Here is a 17,130-nt window from a genome sequence, read left to right on the forward strand (position 1 = left end):
AAGCCTCTGCGGTATTTTTAACGAAAAAAGGAGAATGCAATGAAGAGCAGGAATATCAAAACAAGACTTGCAGCCTTTGGGCTCGCACTGCTTATGGGGCTTAGTCCGCTTGGGAACTTAGCGGATGTCCATGCGGCAGAAACAAAAAATCCGTCAGAGCCAGTGACGGAGAGCACAGAAATATCTGAAACGGAACAGACAGAGGAAGTTTCAGAAGCTGCGAAACATTTGGTAACAGCAGAAGATATCACGAAAGATATTTCCGACAAGGATTTTATGGCAGAGACTTGTATGGAAGGTATCCATTACAATTCAGAACAAGAGGATGTTACTTTGGAACGTATCGAAGCGGAAGATGGAGGGAGCTACCACCCTGACCAGGCAGGAACCTATATTGCAACCTACTGGGTTGTGCCAAAGGATGCGCGTGACAGCTATTCTGTGAGCAGAAAGATCATCCTGACGGATACGGAAGGGCAGGCTCATACAGAAGAAAATGGCGGTCAGAAACAGAAGGAGGATACGAATTCTGAAGAAGATTCGGAGACGCCTGTGCAGGAGATCCCGGATGTGGAAGTGACGGTATCCGGGGAAGATGCAGATGCACAGGCAGCAAGGGAACTGGAAGAAAAGATTGAGGATGGGGAAGTGATGATGCTTTCCGGTGCGGAAAACACTTTCCGAGCAAAGGAAACCGTACATCTGGAAAAAGGAGAGACCATTTACTATCCAAGTTATATTGGAAATTACTTAACCTGCTGGTTTACGGTCAATGGAAAGATCGCTTACTGTCTGGAATCCCATCGTTCCTCACCGCCGAGTGGTGACTATGTGGCACAGGTACTGGACAGCAATAAGAACTTGCAGAAGGTGCTGTATTATGGTTATGGCGGTGCCGGGGATATTACAGGGAGTTATCTGTCCGGGAAAAGTGCAGAAGAGAAATATGTATATACCCACATCGCAGCCAGCTATGCCTATGCAGGTGAGGCAGGATTTACAGGATGTAAGTATGAAGATCTGGTAAACGCAGGCGTGATCGCCTATATTGACCACCTGTTTGCTATGGAAGAGCCGCCGAAGGGGGAAATCTCCCTTTCCAAGACTTCTGTAAAAGCAGTCCGAAATGGAAATGTACAGAAAACACCGGATATCACATTGTCCGGGGATCACCGAAACTACATTTCCGTCCAGGTACCAAAAGACATCACCATTTATAACAAGACAAAGGGAACTTCCGCAGAGAATGGTGCGCTGAAGATCTATGGCGGGGATACCTTTTATTTGACTGCCCCAATGCTTCATACCGGAAAATATTCCTCCGGGGAACTGCATGGTTCTGTAGGGGAAACCTGGAGAACGCTGGTATTATCCACAGGAAACAGCAATCAGGACATTGGAGTCTTTGAATCGGAGAAAGCCAATCCGGTAAGTTTTACGGTAGACTGGCTGGAGATGACAAGGATCGAGCTTTTCAAACAGGATGCGGATACCAAGAATCCTTTAGACGGTGCAGTGTATGGCATTTATACAGACAGCAAGTGTGAGCATCTTTTGATGGAAATGCCAGTCACCGGGGAAGAGGGAAAAGCAGTCAGTGATTATTTTGAGGCAGCCATCAAAACAGTATATGTGAAGGAGATCAAGGCTCCAGACAAGTATGCACAGAGTGATGTGATCCATAAGGTGGATGTGGAAGCCGGAAAGACGGTCACCATCTCAGCAACCGATGAGAGGGTGAAAGGTGCTGTCCATATCCAAAAGATCGATAAGGAGACACAGGCTTTTCTTCCCCAGGGAGATAGTTCCCTTGCCGGGGCTGTGTATGGTCTGTATGCCAGAGAGGATATCGTCCACCCGGATGGAAAGACGGGGGTTCTGTTCAAAAAAGACAGCCTCATCGCACAGGGCGTGATCAAGGAGGATGGTACCTTAGATTTTTCCAAATTGTATCTGGGGAAAATGTATGTGAAAGAGATCACTCCGCCGGAAGGCTATACGGTAGATCCAACAGAGTATGAGGTGGACCTTGCTTACGAAGGACAGGAAGTGGCAGAGGTAACCAGGGACCTGACGGTACAGGAACAGGTGAAAAAGCAGGCGTTCCAGCTGATCAAGATCAGCGAAGATGGAGACCAGACAGAAACAGACCTTGTGGAAGGAGCAGGTTTTAAGGTGTATCTGATCAGCAGCCTTTCCAAAGTAGAGAGTGGGGAATTACAGCCATCCAATGGGGATCAGTTTACTGCGGAAGATTTCCGAGGTTATGATTTCAGTAAGGAAGAGGTGGCAGTGACCTATGTGGATGGCAAGGCTGTCCCGGTACAGGAGCTTATTACAGATAAAAAAGGATATGCTCTCAGTCCGGAGCTTCCGTATGGTCTTTATGTGGTAGAGGAAAGCACCGTACCGGAGAACTTGAAAGCCATCGATCCGTTTTTGGTGAAGGTTGATGAGGACAGCAGAGAACCGATGGTATGGCGTGTGTTCGATGACCGTCCGTTTGAGTTTTTGTTAAAAATCGTGAAAAAGGATGCACAGACAGGCAATCCGGTTTTAAAAGCAGGAGCTTCCTATAAAATCTTTGACATGGAAAAAGAGGAATATGTAGAGCAGACGGTATTCTATCCGAAGAAAGAGACCATCAGCGTTTTTAAGACCAATGAGGAAGGCTATCTGGTAACACCGGAAGAATTGAAATGTTCTACTTACCGGATCGAAGAAGTGAAAGCACCGGAAGGGTTTGTAAGACAGGGATATGAGAGTTCCTTGTATGAAGGGGAAAAAGTAATTTCTCCATTGGAAGTGACCGGAAAAGGCAGTTACAAAGAGAACCCGAAAGAGGGAATCGTGATCACGGTTCTTCCGATACCGCCCATCAGATCGATCCCGATACCGGGGCAGTCATCGTGGAAGTCGAGCAGCCAAACGATGAGCAGGTGGGAAGCCTGACACTGACCAAAACCGGGGAACAGCCAGTGGAAGTGAAGGGGGATTCCCTGCTTGCAAAGGCAAAGAGACTGGCAGGAAAGATCAAAGATGCAGTGACCGGAGAGGATACCGATACCGGAGTGTTCCATGATTTTGTCTATGAAGAATCCGGTGTGGAAGGGGCAGCCTTTGAACTGTATGCCAAGGACACCATTTATTCCCCGGACGGAGCAAAGGATGAGCAAGGCAATCCGGTCATCCGTTATGAAAAAGACGATCTGGTGGCAACTTTAGTGACCGATTCAGAAGGAAAGGCAGTGGTAAATAATCTTCCATTGGGTTCTTATTATCTGAAAGAAACGGTGGCAGGTGACCATTTCGTATTGAACCCGGAACAGAAAGAATTTACCCTGACCGTAGAGGATGATACTCAGGCAGTTGTTTATGAAGGGGTTGCTTATAAAAATGAGCGACAGAAGATTTCCATTTCTGTAGAAAAGAAGGATGCAGTCACAGAAGAGAAGCTGGAAGGCGTGATCTTTGGATTGTATGCCAAAGAAGATATCCTCTCCCAGCAGGGGGAGGTTCTTGTGGAAAAGGACACTCTGCTGGAGAAGAAAGCAACGGATGAGAAGGGACAGCTTACCTTTGACAGCGACCTCTATCATGGGAAATATTATGTAAAAGAGGAAGTGAGAAAACCGGGATATCTTCCAAATGAAGAAATCTGGGAGATGGATGCCTCTTACACAGACCAGAACCTTGCAGAAATCAAGCTGACAAAAGAAGTGGAAAACCAGCCGACTGAGAGCCAATTTACGAAAACCGATGCAACAACCGGGGAAGAACTGGAAGGCGCGAAGCTTCAGATCATCGATAAAGAGGGCAACATCGTAGAAGAGTGGATCAGTGCAAAAGAACCACACGTAGTTTATGGACTGCCAGAAGGAACGTATATCCTTCACGAAGAACTGCCGCCTTATGCAGAGGGCTATGTATCTGCAGAAGATATCGAGTTTGAAGTAAAAGAAGATGGCAGTGTGACCAAGGTGGAGATGAAGGATGATTATTCCAAAGTGGAAATTTCCAAGACGGATATTACCACAGGCGAGGAACTGGAAGGTGCCAAGCTGCAGATCTTAAATAAAGAGGGTGAGATTCTGGAAGAGTGGGTAACGGATGGAAAGCCTCATCTGGTAGAGAAACTTCCGGTAGGGGAAGAACTGACTTTGCGCGAGATCACAGCGCCGGAAGGTTATGAGATTGCAGAAGATGTGAAATTCACATTGGAAGATACCATGGAAATCCAGAAGGTGGAAATGAAAGATGCAAGAACACCGGAAACACCGGGTGTACCGCAGACAGGGGATGACCACTGGAAACCAATCCTGCTGTTTGTTCTTCTGGGAGCATCAGCAGCCGGACTCATGGCAACCATGATTTATAAGAAGAAACATGGAAAGACAGAAAAAGCAGATGAAACGAAAAAAGAAGAGTAGGCTGTGGATGTTGCAGGTGATGTTGTGTGCCATTTGCATGATGAGTGCAGCGTTGCTTTATTATGATTTTGTTATCATCCCCCGGCAGAACCGGGAACTGGTGGAGGACTTAAAATCCCACTTCCCGGAGGTATTTCCTCCGGGCGGGGGCTCCCCAACACAAAAAGAGGAACAGGCTGGAAGAGAACCGGAAGTGTCTGCCGTTGACCTCCGCTTCCTACAGAGTCAGTATCCGGATGTTCGGGGTTGGCTTACAATCCCGGAGAGTGGCATCGATTATCCGGTATTGCAGAGCAGCCCGGAAGAACCGGAGTATTATCTGCGGAGGGATTACCAGGGAAACTACGACATCAATGGAAGTTTGTTCCTCCAGGCAGACTGTATTCTGGGAGAATCGGGGAATCTGACCATCTACGGTCACAACATGAACAGCGGGGCAATGTTCGGGAATCTGGATCAGTACTCCTCCTATGAGTATTGGAAATCACATCCCAGGGTGTTCTTTCAGACACCGGAAGGAATGGAGGAGTACCGGATAGCGGCAGTTTTGAAAGCCGATGTGTCCATGTTCGACTTTCAGAGGACATCTTTTCAGAGTCCACAGGAATTGGAGGCTTATGTACAGCAGGCAAAAGAGGTAGCATTGTTTGAAACAGGGGTAGATGGCATAGGTTGTGAGGAAACTCTGACGCTGGTGACCTGCTCTTATGAGTGGAAGGAAGCCCGGAACATCCTTGTAGCAGTAAAAGTAGGGACTTAAACGGGGAAAGTGTTCAAAGATAGGTACTTTCTTCTGCTCTCTGGATATATCCTGCGGTGATCTGGAGCAATCTCCTGCGGGAAGTGTTCAAAACCACCCCAAAAGTGCAGAATGTGAGACGGGATGGAAGTCGGAAAGTGATGCTACGGAACAAAAAGTGTTCAAAGTTAAGGAACGTGCAACAAGTTGTGGCGGCTTGTGTAGTCTTGTAGTGTTGGAAGGGTGTTCAAAAGTGGGTGCTTTTCCAGCCCTTTGGTGGCTTTCTGGAACTGAAGCTGCCGGGAAGTGTTTGAAAGCACACGAAAAGTGCAGAATGTGAGACGAGGCTGCATGAAAAAGACAGTACCATCATACACAAAAGTGTTCGAGGATGTAGGATGTGCAACGAAATGTGGCGTGATGTAGTGTCAGAAAGTGTTCAAAGACTGGGACTTTTGCAACTATCTGGATGTATCTGCCATCTATTGGAAGAGTGTTTTCGAGAAGCATTTAAAAGAAAATCTCTGTTCAACTGCCTGAAAAAGCGTTACAATCATTCCATAAAGACAGGGAGGTGTTCCATGGATCAGAAAGAACAAACAAAGTGCATGGGTTCAGACGGAATGCAGAAAATGAACGGTGTTATCAATGCCGATCTTATGACTGTGGAAGAGATTCATCAGAAACTGGACGCAGGATACAAGGATATGGAAAACGGAAGAGTACGGGAGGCATCGGAAGTCTTTGCAGAATTTCGACAGCAGCATGAAACAAAATAAATGTGAAAGGGGGAAGAAGATGCAGGTTGTTATTGAGATACCCAAAGAAGTATTGTACGATACAAAGCAAACGATAGAACAAGCAACAGACTTTGCAAAAAGTGTAATTGCATTAGGATTTTATAAGCAATATGGGGTATCTGTGGAATTGTGTTCCCAGGTTGCTGGCATAACAGAGAAAGAATTCATAGATTATTTAGAAGAAAATGGTGTTTCCGTATGGGAAATAGAAAAAATCTAAAATGCTGACAGATACATAAAAAATGAGGGATGCACATAGAATAAAACAGGTATAATTTGTCCTTGACAAAGGAGTTTGTTGAGGATATACTGTACCTAGTGATCGCACTACGGAAACTTGAGAAGCCCGTAGTCCGGAAGGCTCCTGCGGGGGCCTTTCGTTATTTTCAGGGAAATACAAAGGCGGCGGGAAAATGAAGAAAAAAGGATTTTTAACATATGATGAGCAGATTGCCTTTTTAAAAGAGGAAAAGAATCTGGAAATACAGGATGAAGAATATGCTAAAAAGATATTGTTTAAAACAGGATATTTCCCGTTGATCAATGGATATAAAGAGGCATATAAGAATCCAGTAACGAACCAATTTCAAGATGGTATTACTTTTGAAGATATTTATGAACTGTATCAATTTGACAATGATTTGCGAAGTATTTTCATAAAGTATATTTTAATGGTGGAGAGGAATATCAAGTCTTCCTTATCGTATCATTTTTGTCTTACATATGGTGATATGCAGGATGATTATCTGGACATTAACCATTATGATTATTCAGGAAAGAAAAAGATAGTGATTCAAAATATGTTGAAAATCATGAAGGGCCAGCTTAGAAACGATAGTGACTATGTGTACATCCGTCATTATATGAAAAAATATAAGTATGTACCGTTGTGGGTGCTGTTTAATGTGTTAACAATTGGACAGTTATCGAAAATATATAGCTGCCAGAAAGGCCGGGTACAGATACAGGTTTGTCAGGATTTTGGACCGATTAAGATCAATGAGATGATCAAAATGTTAGCAGTTATGACAAAGTTCAGAAATGTGTGTGCTCATAATGATCGTCTGTTTGACTTTCGTACCAAGGATGCTTTATGTGATATGAAAATTCATGAAAGACTTTCCCTACCAAGAGAGTATGGACGATATGTGTATGGAAAAAATGACTTGTTCGCACAGTTGATTATCTTGAAACTTTTATTGCCGGAAGACGAGTTTAAAACGCTTTTCCATGAATTAAAAGTGTGCTTCCGAAAACATCCAGTACATAAAGAAGTCTTGGGGAAAATGGGATTTCCAACGAAATGGGAGAAAATCGGAAGAATAAAAAAATTTACGAAAACAGAGTTAAAATAATAAAGAAGATATGAACGTCAGGCAGGATATGTTCCCGTAAAAAGGAAGGTATCCTGCCTTTTTTGCATGAAAGTCTAACTATTAAAAGTCAAGGTTAAAATGAAGATTTTTTGAGTAAATTGCAGAAATGCTTTTCAGATATATTTGAACCTTGAAAACTGCATGACAATAAGAGCATCTTTGCAGGTGCTCTAAAAGGAGATATGAAGTTAAATTTTATGCTGCTCTATGATAAAGCTGCCCTGACTTTTCTAGTTGGTAAATAACCCTGACCAGTTTCTTGGCAGCATGGGATATGGCAACATTATAGTGTTTGCCTTCGGAACGCTTCTTTGCAAGATAAGCAGAGAACTGATTATCCCAAATGCAGACAAATTTTGTCGCATTAAACAGCGCATAGCGGAGGTAACGGGAACCACGCTTTTCCATGTGAGAATAACAGCCGTCAAGCTGACCTGATTGGTAAGTAGAGGGAGAAAGTCCTGCATAGGCAAGTATCTTGTCAGGGGAACTAAAACGGTTGAAGTCGCCAATCTCAGCAATGATCATCGCACCCATTCGGTAATTGATACCAGGGATGGAAAGAATTGGAGAGCGGATTTCGTCCATAATGGATTTAATGAAGCATTCTATTTCATCAATCTCAGAAGTTAATTCCTGAATAAGCCGAATTGTGTGCTTTAGTTCAAGAGATTTTGCAGGCATATTTGAACCGATGGAATGTTTGGCGGCATTTCGGATTTCTATCGCTTTTTCCTTATTGTAGTGTCCCTTAGAAGCATTCGCCAGCAGATTTGTGAGGCGAGTCAGATGGCATGAAGCAATCTGAGCAGAAGAAGGAAACTCGGCTAAGAGTGCGTATATAGAAACCATGTGAAGACTAGGAACAAGTTTTTCCAGTTCAGGGAAAAGGATGTTAACAAGGCGTGAGATAGAAGTTTTCAGTTTTGCTCGTTCTTGTACTTTATCAAACCTGTATCTGGTTAATGACTTAAGCTCTTCGTTGTGATAAGATGTGTCTGAGTAGGACTGTAAGTTTACTCCAGACATCATCATAAGAGCAATCGTATGGGCATCCACTTTATCGGTTTTTGTCTGTCTAAGGCTAAGACTTTTACGAAACAGATTGGTATGCAAAGGGTTGATGACAAAGGTGGGGAGACCTTTATCAATGAGAAAACCTAACAGATTGTAATTGTAGTGTCCGGTAGCTTCCAGTCCTACTTTTACGTTAGAAAAATCATTTGTTAAGGAAGAAATCTTTTGAAAGAGGTCATGGAAACCATCCGCATTGTTTGGAATAGTAAATGCGTTAAAAAGCACTTCTCCTTCTGAGTTTGTGATAAAACAATCGTGTTTGTCTTTTGCAACATCAATACCAATATAAATCATGGCAAATCTCCTTTGAATATATTTGACACTGTTTTAGAACCACAGTTGCTCTTCGCAGTTGTGAACTCGTTCTAAATAAACCGTCATGCGGTATCTAACTGATTAACAATCAAGCAAAGAGACTGTGGCTGGACACTTTCTGAAACCATCAAAGTGGTAGAGAGGAAACACCAGTCCACAGCATCTTATATATCATAACCATACCTGTAGAAAAGGTAAAGAATGGTTATGATGGAAATAGCATACAGACCTTGGAGAGGGTCTATAAATACTACTACTTTATAATACGAGAGAGGAAATTCATATGAGAAAATTTTATACAGCAGAAGCAGTAACAGAAGGACACCCGGACAAATTGTGTGACCAGATTGCAGATGCAATCTTGGATGTGTGTCTGAAACAGGATGAACAGTCCAGAGTAGCATGTGAGGTGCTTGCTACGAAAGGAACGATCATTGTGGCAGGGGAAATCACCAGCACCTATGAACCGGATGTGTTTGCAGTTGTGCGAAAAGTACTGTCTGACGTGGGTTATTCCAGTGAAGGGATTGCAATGGACACTTTTGTCCATCGACAGAGTCCCGATATTGCAGGGGCAGTCGATACTTCAAAAGAACGAAGGGAAGGAGTGTCTGACAATCAGATAGACTGGTTCCAAGGGGCAGGGGATCAGGGTGTGATGATCGGATATGCCTGTGATGAAACGAAGCAGCTCATGCCTATGCCTGTGGTGCTGGCCAATCGGATTGTCCGGGAATTATCTGCCTGCAGACAAAGCTCTTATATTCAGGGGATCTTACCGGATGGGAAAGCCCAGGTGACCGTAGAATATGAAAATGGGAAGCCTGTCCGACTGGATAGTGTGGTAGTGTCCTGCCAGCATACGGAAGAAAAAGATTTGAAAAAGCTGGAAGCGGAGATCCGAAACAAGGTGTTATTGCCGGCGCTTCGTCCCCTGCCACCGGATGAGGAAACCAAGATTTATATCAATCCATCGGGGCGTTTTGTCTGTGGAGGACTGGATGCAGATACGGGGCTGACTGGAAGGAAGCTGATGGTAGACAGTTATGGAAGCATGGTTCCCCATGGCGGTGGTGCATTTTCCGGAAAGGATTGTTCAAAAGTGGATCGTTCAGCAGCCTATATGGCTAGATATATCGCCAAGAATATCGTAGCTGCGGGGCTTGCCAGCAAGTGTCAAGTGTCTTTGGCTTATGCAATCGGAGTGGCACAGCCAGTTATGGTGCAGGTGGACACGTTTGGTACGGGAAACGTGTGTGCGGATGACTGTCTGGAGCTGGCAATCCCGCTGGTGTTTGGGCTGACTCCGAAGCAGATCGTGGATACCCTGCGCCTTACCCGTCCTATTTTCCGACAGACTGCAGCCTTCGGGCATTTCGGAAGAAAAGAGTTTCCGTGGGAGCGCACCGATAAGGTCGAGGCTCTTCGCAATGCAGTGATCTGATGGCTTGGGTTACTGAAGAAGAATATCAGGCAGCCAAGCAGGTGAGAGCCTACGAGTATCTGCAGACATACCAGCCGGGGAGATTGAAAAAAACACGGACAAGAAATGAATGGCAGCTTCAGGACCATGACAGTTTCAAAATCAATGAGATTACCAGCAAATGGCATTGGAAGTCCAGGGGTATTGGTGGAATGTCGGCTCTCCGGTTTTTTGATGCAGGTAGATGGCATGGGATATACGGAAGCAGTAAAAATCTTGTGTGAGCAGACGCCTGTGTATGTTTCCAGAGCAGAACCAGCCCCAGGAAGAAGCCCTTTTCCCTGCCTTTCCCCAACGACAGTTTTTACCGGGTACGGAGATATTTGAACCAAAGGGGAATCCGGGATGAGGTACTGGATTATTGTGTGCAGCTGGGAATCCTGTATGAGAGCGCCCCCTACCATAACGCTGTTTTTGTTGGCATGGATGAACAGGGAGAAGCAAAGTATGCGTTTCTGCGTGGGATTTATGACAGCCGGGGAAAGAGCTTTCGAATGGAACAGGAAGGAAGCAACAAACAGTATAGCTTTTGTGTTCCGCCTTTGGGGAAAAGCCATCGGGTAGCGGTGTATGAAGCCTGTATTGATGCCCTTGCCCATATGACGCTGGAAGATGGACGAACCGATAAGTATCGCCTGTCTCTGGGTGGAATCGCAGCGCCGAAAGAAGGCGCGGAACGAGCAACAAAAAAGATGAAGCGCCCGGATGCATTGGAATATTTTCTGAAAGAGCATCCGGAGGTAACAGAAATTGAGCTCTGCACCGATAACGATTTTGCCGGGCGATGGGCATGTGCGCAGTTAAAAGAGCAGTATGAGGAAAAATATACCGTAGTTTGTAACTTACCACAGATGGAAGGTGCAGACTATGGAGACCTGGCAAAACAGGCGGTGGAAAAACAGAAGAAACAGCAAAAGGAAAGAGGCAGGTGAGGTAAATGGAAGATACGATCAAAATAGAATTATTGACACCGCTGACAGGAACCTTTCTTCCCAATGAGATGGAACAAGATTGGGAAGAAGAGGATTACAATGACTTTGAAGAAGAGCAGGTATTTTTTGAAGGAGATGATTTAACGGAGTATGCTTCTGTGATTCAGGAAAAGATTGCAGAATACAACCGTGTCGGACATGACGATGATAGGACCGATAATCTGATGGATTATTTTGACGGAAGTGCTGCCATTAAAGAAAAAGTAGTGTCCGCAGTTCCATCGGTGAAAGAATCGGATGGTGTGTTATATGGCTGTACAACTTTAGAATTGAAAGAGTATCTGGAGGCGGAAGAATTATCGGAACTGTGTGAATATCTCACCGGACAATATAGTGATGGATGGGGAGAAGGCTTTGAACAGCAGGAGATTCCGGTAGAGGGTGGTGAACTGTGTATACACTTTTGGCGCCCCATAGATTTTGAATTTCAACAGGCAAAATCAGAAGTCTCAAAAGAAAAGTCGGAGAAACAAGAAAATCCGGTAAATGTTCCGAAACGCCTGAAAATGCAGCTTTTGGGAATGGATGGAAATGTGTTTGCGGTTATGGCCAGGGCAAGTAAACTGCTTCAGGAAAATGGGCAGGGACAAGAGGCAAAAGAAATGATTGCACGTGTCCAGAAATCAGAGAACTATTATCAGGCACTTCATATCATCAGTGAATATGTGGAAACAGAACTGAGTGCATCTTCTCAGAATGATACCAAGCCCCCAAAGAAACGTGGGAAGGAAGAATGCCGATGAAGTTATCTTTTGTCACATCAAAGGAGATGTGGGAAGAAAAAATAGCAGAAACAGATTGAAAAGAGAATAAACAGCCAGAACACTGACAAGGGAGGTCTTATGGAAAAAAGATTGCAATTATGGAGTCCTGTGTGGGGATGGCTTGCCACAAAAGAAGGGGAATCTGTAGATTTGAAGGGACAGGATCTTGTTCTTTATGAAACTGCCATCCAAGAGGCACTGGAGCAGGAAAAATTGTATTACAGAAAAAAGTCGGCACCATTCAATCTGATGGATTACTATGATGCGGATGATTCTGTAAAGGAGAAAGTGCAGAACCTCGATATCCAGGTGAAAAAAGAACAAGATGGTTTGTATGTTTGTGCCAGCCTTGCATTAATAGAGCCTCTTACACAGCAGGAAACTGGAAGCGATCCAGAACTTTCTCAGCAGGCAGTACGAAGGGGGAATTTTTGATACCTCACGTATTCGTACCTATTCCGTAGAGGAAGGAGAAGTCGTTTTTGATTTTTCAGTAGATACAAAAGAAAAGTTCTCTCAAAAAGAAGTCCAATGCGAAACGCAGAAGAAATATGAAATCACTTCCATAGCCCATCCACAATTTCCATGGCTGCATGGAATCCGAGCATTGGTAGACGTAAATGAAGCGGTTCCCAAAGGAACCTTGGGTGGCTTTGTAGAATATGAGCAAAATCTTTCCCAGGAAGGATCATGCTGGATTTATGACCAGGCTATCTGCTGTGAACGTGCGGTAGTGGAAAGGAGTGCAGGACTGTTCCAAGAAGCGATTGCCAAGGGTGATGCCCTTCTTACGGGAACTGCAGTGATGTATCAAACGAGTATTGCAGAGGAATCCTGCCGTATTCTAGCTGGAGAGGTTTGGAATATGGCACACATTCGAGGATTTGCCAAGATTACTGCGGCAAAGGAAACAGGAGATGCACCTTTGATTCTCGGAAATAGCTTGGTTTTTGGAAATGTATGCGGGAAAGTATTGGTGAGAGGAAATGTTCTGCCAAGCCGGAATGTGGAGAATCAGACACAGGAGCTGTTAGTTTTCAGGGGAGGTGATTCAATTCATAAAGTGAATGAAAGCAAGAAAAAAACAAAAAGTAAAAAACAGCCGGAGCGCTGATAAGAAAGGATGATGCCTATGGAAAATACCCTGCAGTTAGGGAACTTATTGAAAGAAGGAACATACCCGGAGGAATATACCGGAGGGAAAAACTGGACAATTTTACATGGAGATACGCTGAAACTGGTGAAAGCATTTCAGCCGGGGATCTTTGATGCAGTGATTACCGATCCGCCTTATGCGTCTGGGGGAACAAAACAGAATGAGCGAAACCGCACGACTAATCAGAAATACAGCAGTATGAAGGCAGAGAATGCACTGCCGGATTTTGATGGGGATAACAAGGATCAGCGTTCCTGGACCCATTGGATGGCAGAGTGGCTCTACGATGCGCGGAAAGCCTGTAAAGTTGGTGCGCCAATCTGCCTGTTTATTGACTGGAGACAATATCCCTCTATTACCGATGCACTCCAGTGGGCAGGCTGGATCTGGAGAGGAACTGCGGTTTGGGATAAGGGAAACTCTCGTCCGCAGAAAGGACGTTTTCGCCAGCAGGCTGAGTATATTGTGTGGGGCAGTAATGGCCCGATGCCAATCAACCGCCCGGTTTCCTGTCTTCCCGGTGTGTTCCGTTATGGAAATCCCCAGAACCGTATTCATGTGACAGAGAAACCGTTGCAGCTGATGAAAGATGTCATTCAGATTTGTGAGCCGGGTGGTAGAATCTTAGATCCCTTTGCCGGAGCAGGAACAACCATCCTTGCGGCGGTGGAAGAAGGTTATGAGACAGTAGGCATTGAAGTGACCGATGCTTATTATAAGCTGGGCAGTGACCGTGTAAAGTTTGCATTGGAAGCAAAGGAAAAAGAAGAGAGCGAGAAATAGCAAGGGCATCCACATGGATGTCCAAATTTATTTCTGAAGAAGAAAAGTGCATCCACGTGGATGCAGGAAAGGAGTGAGGCGATGGAACAGGCGATGGCCTATGTGTGTTGTTCTGCAGAAGAGAGCAGAGTGAAGGTGCAGCGATATTGCCGGAAGATTTATGAGTTGGGATATGTGCCCATTTGTCCGAGGTTTGGATTTCTTCCTTTTTTGGATGAAGGGGAAGCCGAAGATTTGCAGGCATACAACCGGATGTCCCACTTAATCTTAAAGCGGTGCCGGATGGTGGTGGTCTGTGGAAAAGAGGTTACTGGAACAATGAATACAGATATCAGTACAGCAGACCGATTACATATCATTTGCACCACATTAGATGGATTGATCAAGATTAAAGAAAAGGAATCATAATCGATTCTGCATGGGGGAGTCGATGGAAATCGGTGGAACTGGTTTTGCAAGCATAGCGTTTGGATATCCAAACGCACTTTGGGGAGAACCCCAATCCCCCGGCAGTCGAGAAAGGAGAAAAGAAACATGTTTTTTGCAGGAATGGCTCTTGGAGCAATGGCAGGTGTAGCCTTTGGCATTGGAGTGATGTGCTGTGTGGTTGCCGGAAAGAGAGAAGATCAGCAGATGGAGCAGATGCGGATACGCAGACAGAAACAGGGAGAACGGAAAACAATCCATTTCCGAGATATGGAAGGGTTGGAGCGGTTCTCCCTTTTGGATGGGGAAAGTCTTTGCATGATGGCAGAGGACGGAACGAAAGAGATTGGGATCTGCCGCTTTGTGGATGAAAAGCAGGTAGATGTGAATGGGCAGGTCTGGGAAATCGGGGAATTCCTTTGGCAGATGGAACGCAGAGGGATTCAGGTGTATCCCTTAGAGACAGCAGAAAAGAAGAAAAGGTAGGTGGTTGAATGAGAAAACGAAACCATGTAGTTCCTGTCCGTCTGAATGCGAAAGAACTTCGGCATCTGGACGGGCAGGTAGCAAAGAGTGGGTTAAACAGGGAGGAATTCTTACGTGCCCTGATTTTAGGCGCACAGCTGCAGACAAAGCCCTGTGAGCATCATGCAGAGCTTCTTCGAAAGATTGCGGGGCTTTGCAATAATGCCAACCAGCTTGCCCATGTCGCCAATGGCACAGGAATGGCAGGGGAAGCCAGCGTACAGGAAATGCTCCGGATTTCCAAAGAGACCTGGCGTCTGGTGAAAGAGGAATGGTAGATGGCATATACCAGCGTCCTCCCCGTCCACCGCCTGGACCGTTCCATTGATTATGTGAAAGATCGGGCAAAGACCACCAAGAGTGCCGGCTCCCTGGAAGAAGCCATTGATTATGCGTTGAACCGGGAAAAGACGGAACAGACCATTTTTGAAGATGCCATGGGGTGTACCTGTGAGAATGCTTATGCAGACATGGTAAAGACCAAAGAACGATTCCATAAGAAAGACGGGGTACAGGGATACCATCTGGTACAGAGTTTTGCAGAAGGGGAGGTATCCCCGGAACTGGCACATCTCATTGGGCAGGAACTGGCAGAGCAGTTATTGAAAGGGCAGTATGAGGTGGTGATCACGACCCATCTGAATACCAGTCATTACCACAATCATCTGGTATGGAATTCAGTGAGCATGGTGGATGGAAAGAAATACCACAGCAATGCCAAAAGTTATTTTACCGAGGTACGTCAGATTTCCGATCAATTATGCAGAAAATATGGTCTCTCGGTGATCCAGACGAATCAGGGAAAAGCCATGCATTATGCCCAGTGGAAAGCAGAAGCAGAAGGGAAGCCTACTTGGAGGACTGCCATCCGCATGGATATCCGGGAAACCATTGGTGTGAGTTTTTCCTGGAGTCAGTTTGTCAAAGAAATGGAGAAGCGGGGTTATACGTGGAAGCTGAACCGGAAGTACCCCTCTTTAAAAACACCGGGGATGGAGCGGTATATCCGTCTGTGTTCCTTGGGAAAAGGATATGGGGAGGCAGAAATCCGGGAGAAGATCCTGCGTCCCAAGATTCGGCAGGTGTATGGAACAACACAGATGCAGGTTCCAAAGAGGAAACTTACTGGTTTACAGAAATTGTATTATTCCTATTTATATCAGATGGGGGTATTTCCAAAGAAGCCCAAGCGGATTCCTTATGCAGTACGTTCCGACATCCGGAGGCTGGACCAAAGGATTTGCCAGATGGAGTTTTTGCAAAAAGAAGAGATTATCACCAGGGAAGAGCTGGCAGCATACCGGAAACCCTTGGAAGAACAGGTACTTTCTTTGATGAAAGAGCGCAGAGAATTATACCGGAAAGAACCGGGCGGTATGCGCATTCAGGCAATCAATGGGGAATTAAAAGAACTTCGAAAGAAGATCCGCTTAAGTAGGCAGATTGAAAAACAGTCCCTGGAAATGGAAGAGCGGTTAAGGCAGGCAAAGGCACAGGAACAGGAAATGTCCGGGAAACAGCGAAGAGAGACAGAACGGAATCGGTAAGGAGGTGAGAGCGTATGAACTATGGCGGTGATGCAGCGGATCAGATTGTCCGGTATTCCATGGAAGGCATGGAACACACGTTACGGATCAGCGGGAGCATTGCAAAGAATCTGGCGGTGCTGATCGTAGCGGTGATGAAGGATCAGAAAAAGACCAGGGGAAAGACCAACCTGCTTCGGATGTTAAAGGAACAGCGGGCAATGAAGTTTTTCACCATTCCTCATGACAGGCTGCGGGAGTTTGCTGGGGAAGCCAAATCCAGGGGACTGTTGTATGTGGTCATCCGGGATAAAAAGAATCCTAAGTCTGCAGAGATCATGGTGTTTGCCGATGATGCAGCGAAGGTGAACCGGGTGCTGGATAAGATGAATCTGGACTTTGTCAAATCCGAAGCCGGAGAAGCGGTGGTGGAGCAAGCGCCAGTGCGGGAAGCAGAGCGTGTGATCGATGCAGAGTTTACCGAGAAAACCGAAGGAAAGGAGGAGCTTCCGGTCAAGACCGAAAAGGTGGTACTGCCGGAAGGAACCATTGAATTTGAATTAGACGAAGAAGAGCATCTGTTTGATGTGGGGGAAGTTACTCCTACAGGGGAAAATTTTACCCAGGCGGAGAAGGCAGGGAATCTGTCCGGACCTTCCTCGCACAGCAGCGGTTCTTTTTCCGGGCAGGAAACTAGCTGGAAAGGGGAGAAACCATCTGTCCGGCAGGAATTAAAAA

General features: G+C 45.4%; 15 protein-coding genes and 2 pseudogenes. 16 read left to right on the forward strand and 1 reads right to left on the reverse strand.

The annotated features are described in order from the left end of the window. Positions 1–39 precede the first annotated feature (39 nt). The 5 genes and pseudogenes from CCC17_RS14475 (at position 40) to CCC17_RS14495 (ending at position 7,324) form a co-directional block, all read left to right on the forward strand. Positions 40–4,430 (forward strand): annotated as a pseudogene (locus tag CCC17_RS14475) (SpaA isopeptide-forming pilin-related protein). Further along, positions 4,408–5,190, forward strand: coding sequence for a class B sortase (locus tag CCC17_RS14480; RefSeq protein WP_287083310.1), 783 nt, complete (start codon positions 4,408–4,410; stop codon positions 5,188–5,190). Before CCC17_RS14475 ends, CCC17_RS14480 begins: the two are co-directional and overlap by 23 nt. Positions 5,191–5,750: 560 nt before the next feature. Further along, positions 5,751–5,948, forward strand: coding sequence for a hypothetical protein (locus CCC17_RS14485; protein ID WP_117823329.1), 198 nt, complete (start codon positions 5,751–5,753; stop codon positions 5,946–5,948). Positions 5,949–5,967: 19 nt separating this feature from the next. Beyond that, a complete protein-coding gene (locus CCC17_RS14490) occupies positions 5,968–6,189 on the forward strand; it encodes a UPF0175 family protein (RefSeq protein ID WP_207667253.1) in 222 nt (73 codons plus the stop codon). A gap of 193 nt (positions 6,190–6,382) precedes the next feature. Continuing rightward, a complete protein-coding gene (locus CCC17_RS14495; protein ID WP_072448350.1) occupies positions 6,383–7,324 on the forward strand; it encodes an Abi family protein in 942 nt (313 codons plus the stop codon). A gap of 216 nt (positions 7,325–7,540) precedes the next feature. On the opposite strand, the gene CCC17_RS14500 is transcribed toward CCC17_RS14495, so the two are convergent. Continuing rightward, positions 7,541–8,716: an IS110 family transposase gene (locus tag CCC17_RS14500; protein WP_004846619.1), complete on the reverse strand. Its 1,176-nt coding sequence runs from the start codon at positions 8,714–8,716 to the stop codon at positions 7,541–7,543. Between the two features lie 304 nt (positions 8,717–9,020). On the opposite strand from CCC17_RS14500, the gene metK reads away from it, so the two are divergent. The 11 genes and pseudogenes from metK to CCC17_RS14555 form a co-directional block, all read left to right on the forward strand. Further along, on the forward strand, positions 9,021–10,181 hold the full coding sequence (gene metK, locus CCC17_RS14505) for a methionine adenosyltransferase (RefSeq protein WP_118049221.1): 1,161 nt from the start codon (positions 9,021–9,023) through the stop codon (positions 10,179–10,181). Then, positions 10,181–11,152 (forward strand): annotated as a pseudogene (locus CCC17_RS15135) (DUF3991 domain-containing protein). Before metK ends, CCC17_RS15135 begins: the two are co-directional and overlap by 1 nt. Positions 11,153–11,157: 5 nt before the next feature. Further along, positions 11,158–11,955 carry a hypothetical protein gene (locus tag CCC17_RS14515; RefSeq protein WP_044961791.1) on the forward strand — a complete coding sequence of 266 codons (798 nt, stop codon included), beginning with the start codon at positions 11,158–11,160 and terminating at the stop codon, positions 11,953–11,955. Positions 11,956–12,054: 99 nt separating this feature from the next. Next, entirely contained in the window at positions 12,055–12,411 is a 357-nt protein-coding gene (locus CCC17_RS14520) for a hypothetical protein (RefSeq protein WP_287083301.1), read from the forward strand. 172 nt (positions 12,412–12,583) lie between these two features. Next, positions 12,584–13,090: a hypothetical protein gene (locus tag CCC17_RS14525; protein WP_287083302.1), complete on the forward strand. Its 507-nt coding sequence runs from the start codon at positions 12,584–12,586 to the stop codon at positions 13,088–13,090. Positions 13,091–13,108: 18 nt separating this feature from the next. Next, on the forward strand, positions 13,109–13,915 hold the full coding sequence (locus tag CCC17_RS14530) for a DNA-methyltransferase (protein WP_009248018.1): 807 nt from the start codon (positions 13,109–13,111) through the stop codon (positions 13,913–13,915). A gap of 81 nt (positions 13,916–13,996) precedes the next feature. Continuing rightward, positions 13,997–14,323 (forward strand): DUF7768 domain-containing protein, encoded by a 327-nt coding sequence (locus CCC17_RS14535; protein WP_287083303.1) that lies wholly within the window; start codon positions 13,997–13,999, stop codon positions 14,321–14,323. A gap of 126 nt (positions 14,324–14,449) precedes the next feature. After that, positions 14,450–14,827 carry a DUF3789 domain-containing protein gene (locus CCC17_RS14540; protein ID WP_287083304.1) on the forward strand — a complete coding sequence of 126 codons (378 nt, stop codon included), beginning with the start codon at positions 14,450–14,452 and terminating at the stop codon, positions 14,825–14,827. 8 nt (positions 14,828–14,835) lie between these two features. Then, complete coding sequence (locus CCC17_RS14545; RefSeq protein WP_287083305.1) at positions 14,836–15,144, forward strand: plasmid mobilization protein; 309 nt, start codon at positions 14,836–14,838, stop codon at positions 15,142–15,144. Continuing rightward, the gene (locus CCC17_RS14550) at positions 15,145–16,413 is read left to right on the forward strand and encodes a relaxase/mobilization nuclease domain-containing protein (RefSeq protein WP_287083306.1); all 1,269 of its coding nucleotides are present in this window, start codon (positions 15,145–15,147) and stop codon (positions 16,411–16,413) included. It abuts the gene before it with no gap. A gap of 14 nt (positions 16,414–16,427) precedes the next feature. Further along, positions 16,428–17,130 (forward strand): PcfB family protein (locus CCC17_RS14555; protein ID WP_287083307.1); only part of this gene is annotated, 703 nt, incomplete at its 3' end.

This window comes from Blautia sp. LMAG:36, assembly GCF_008680535.1.
Taxonomy (GTDB): domain Bacteria; phylum Bacillota; class Clostridia; order Lachnospirales; family Lachnospiraceae; genus Blautia_A; species Blautia_A fusiformis.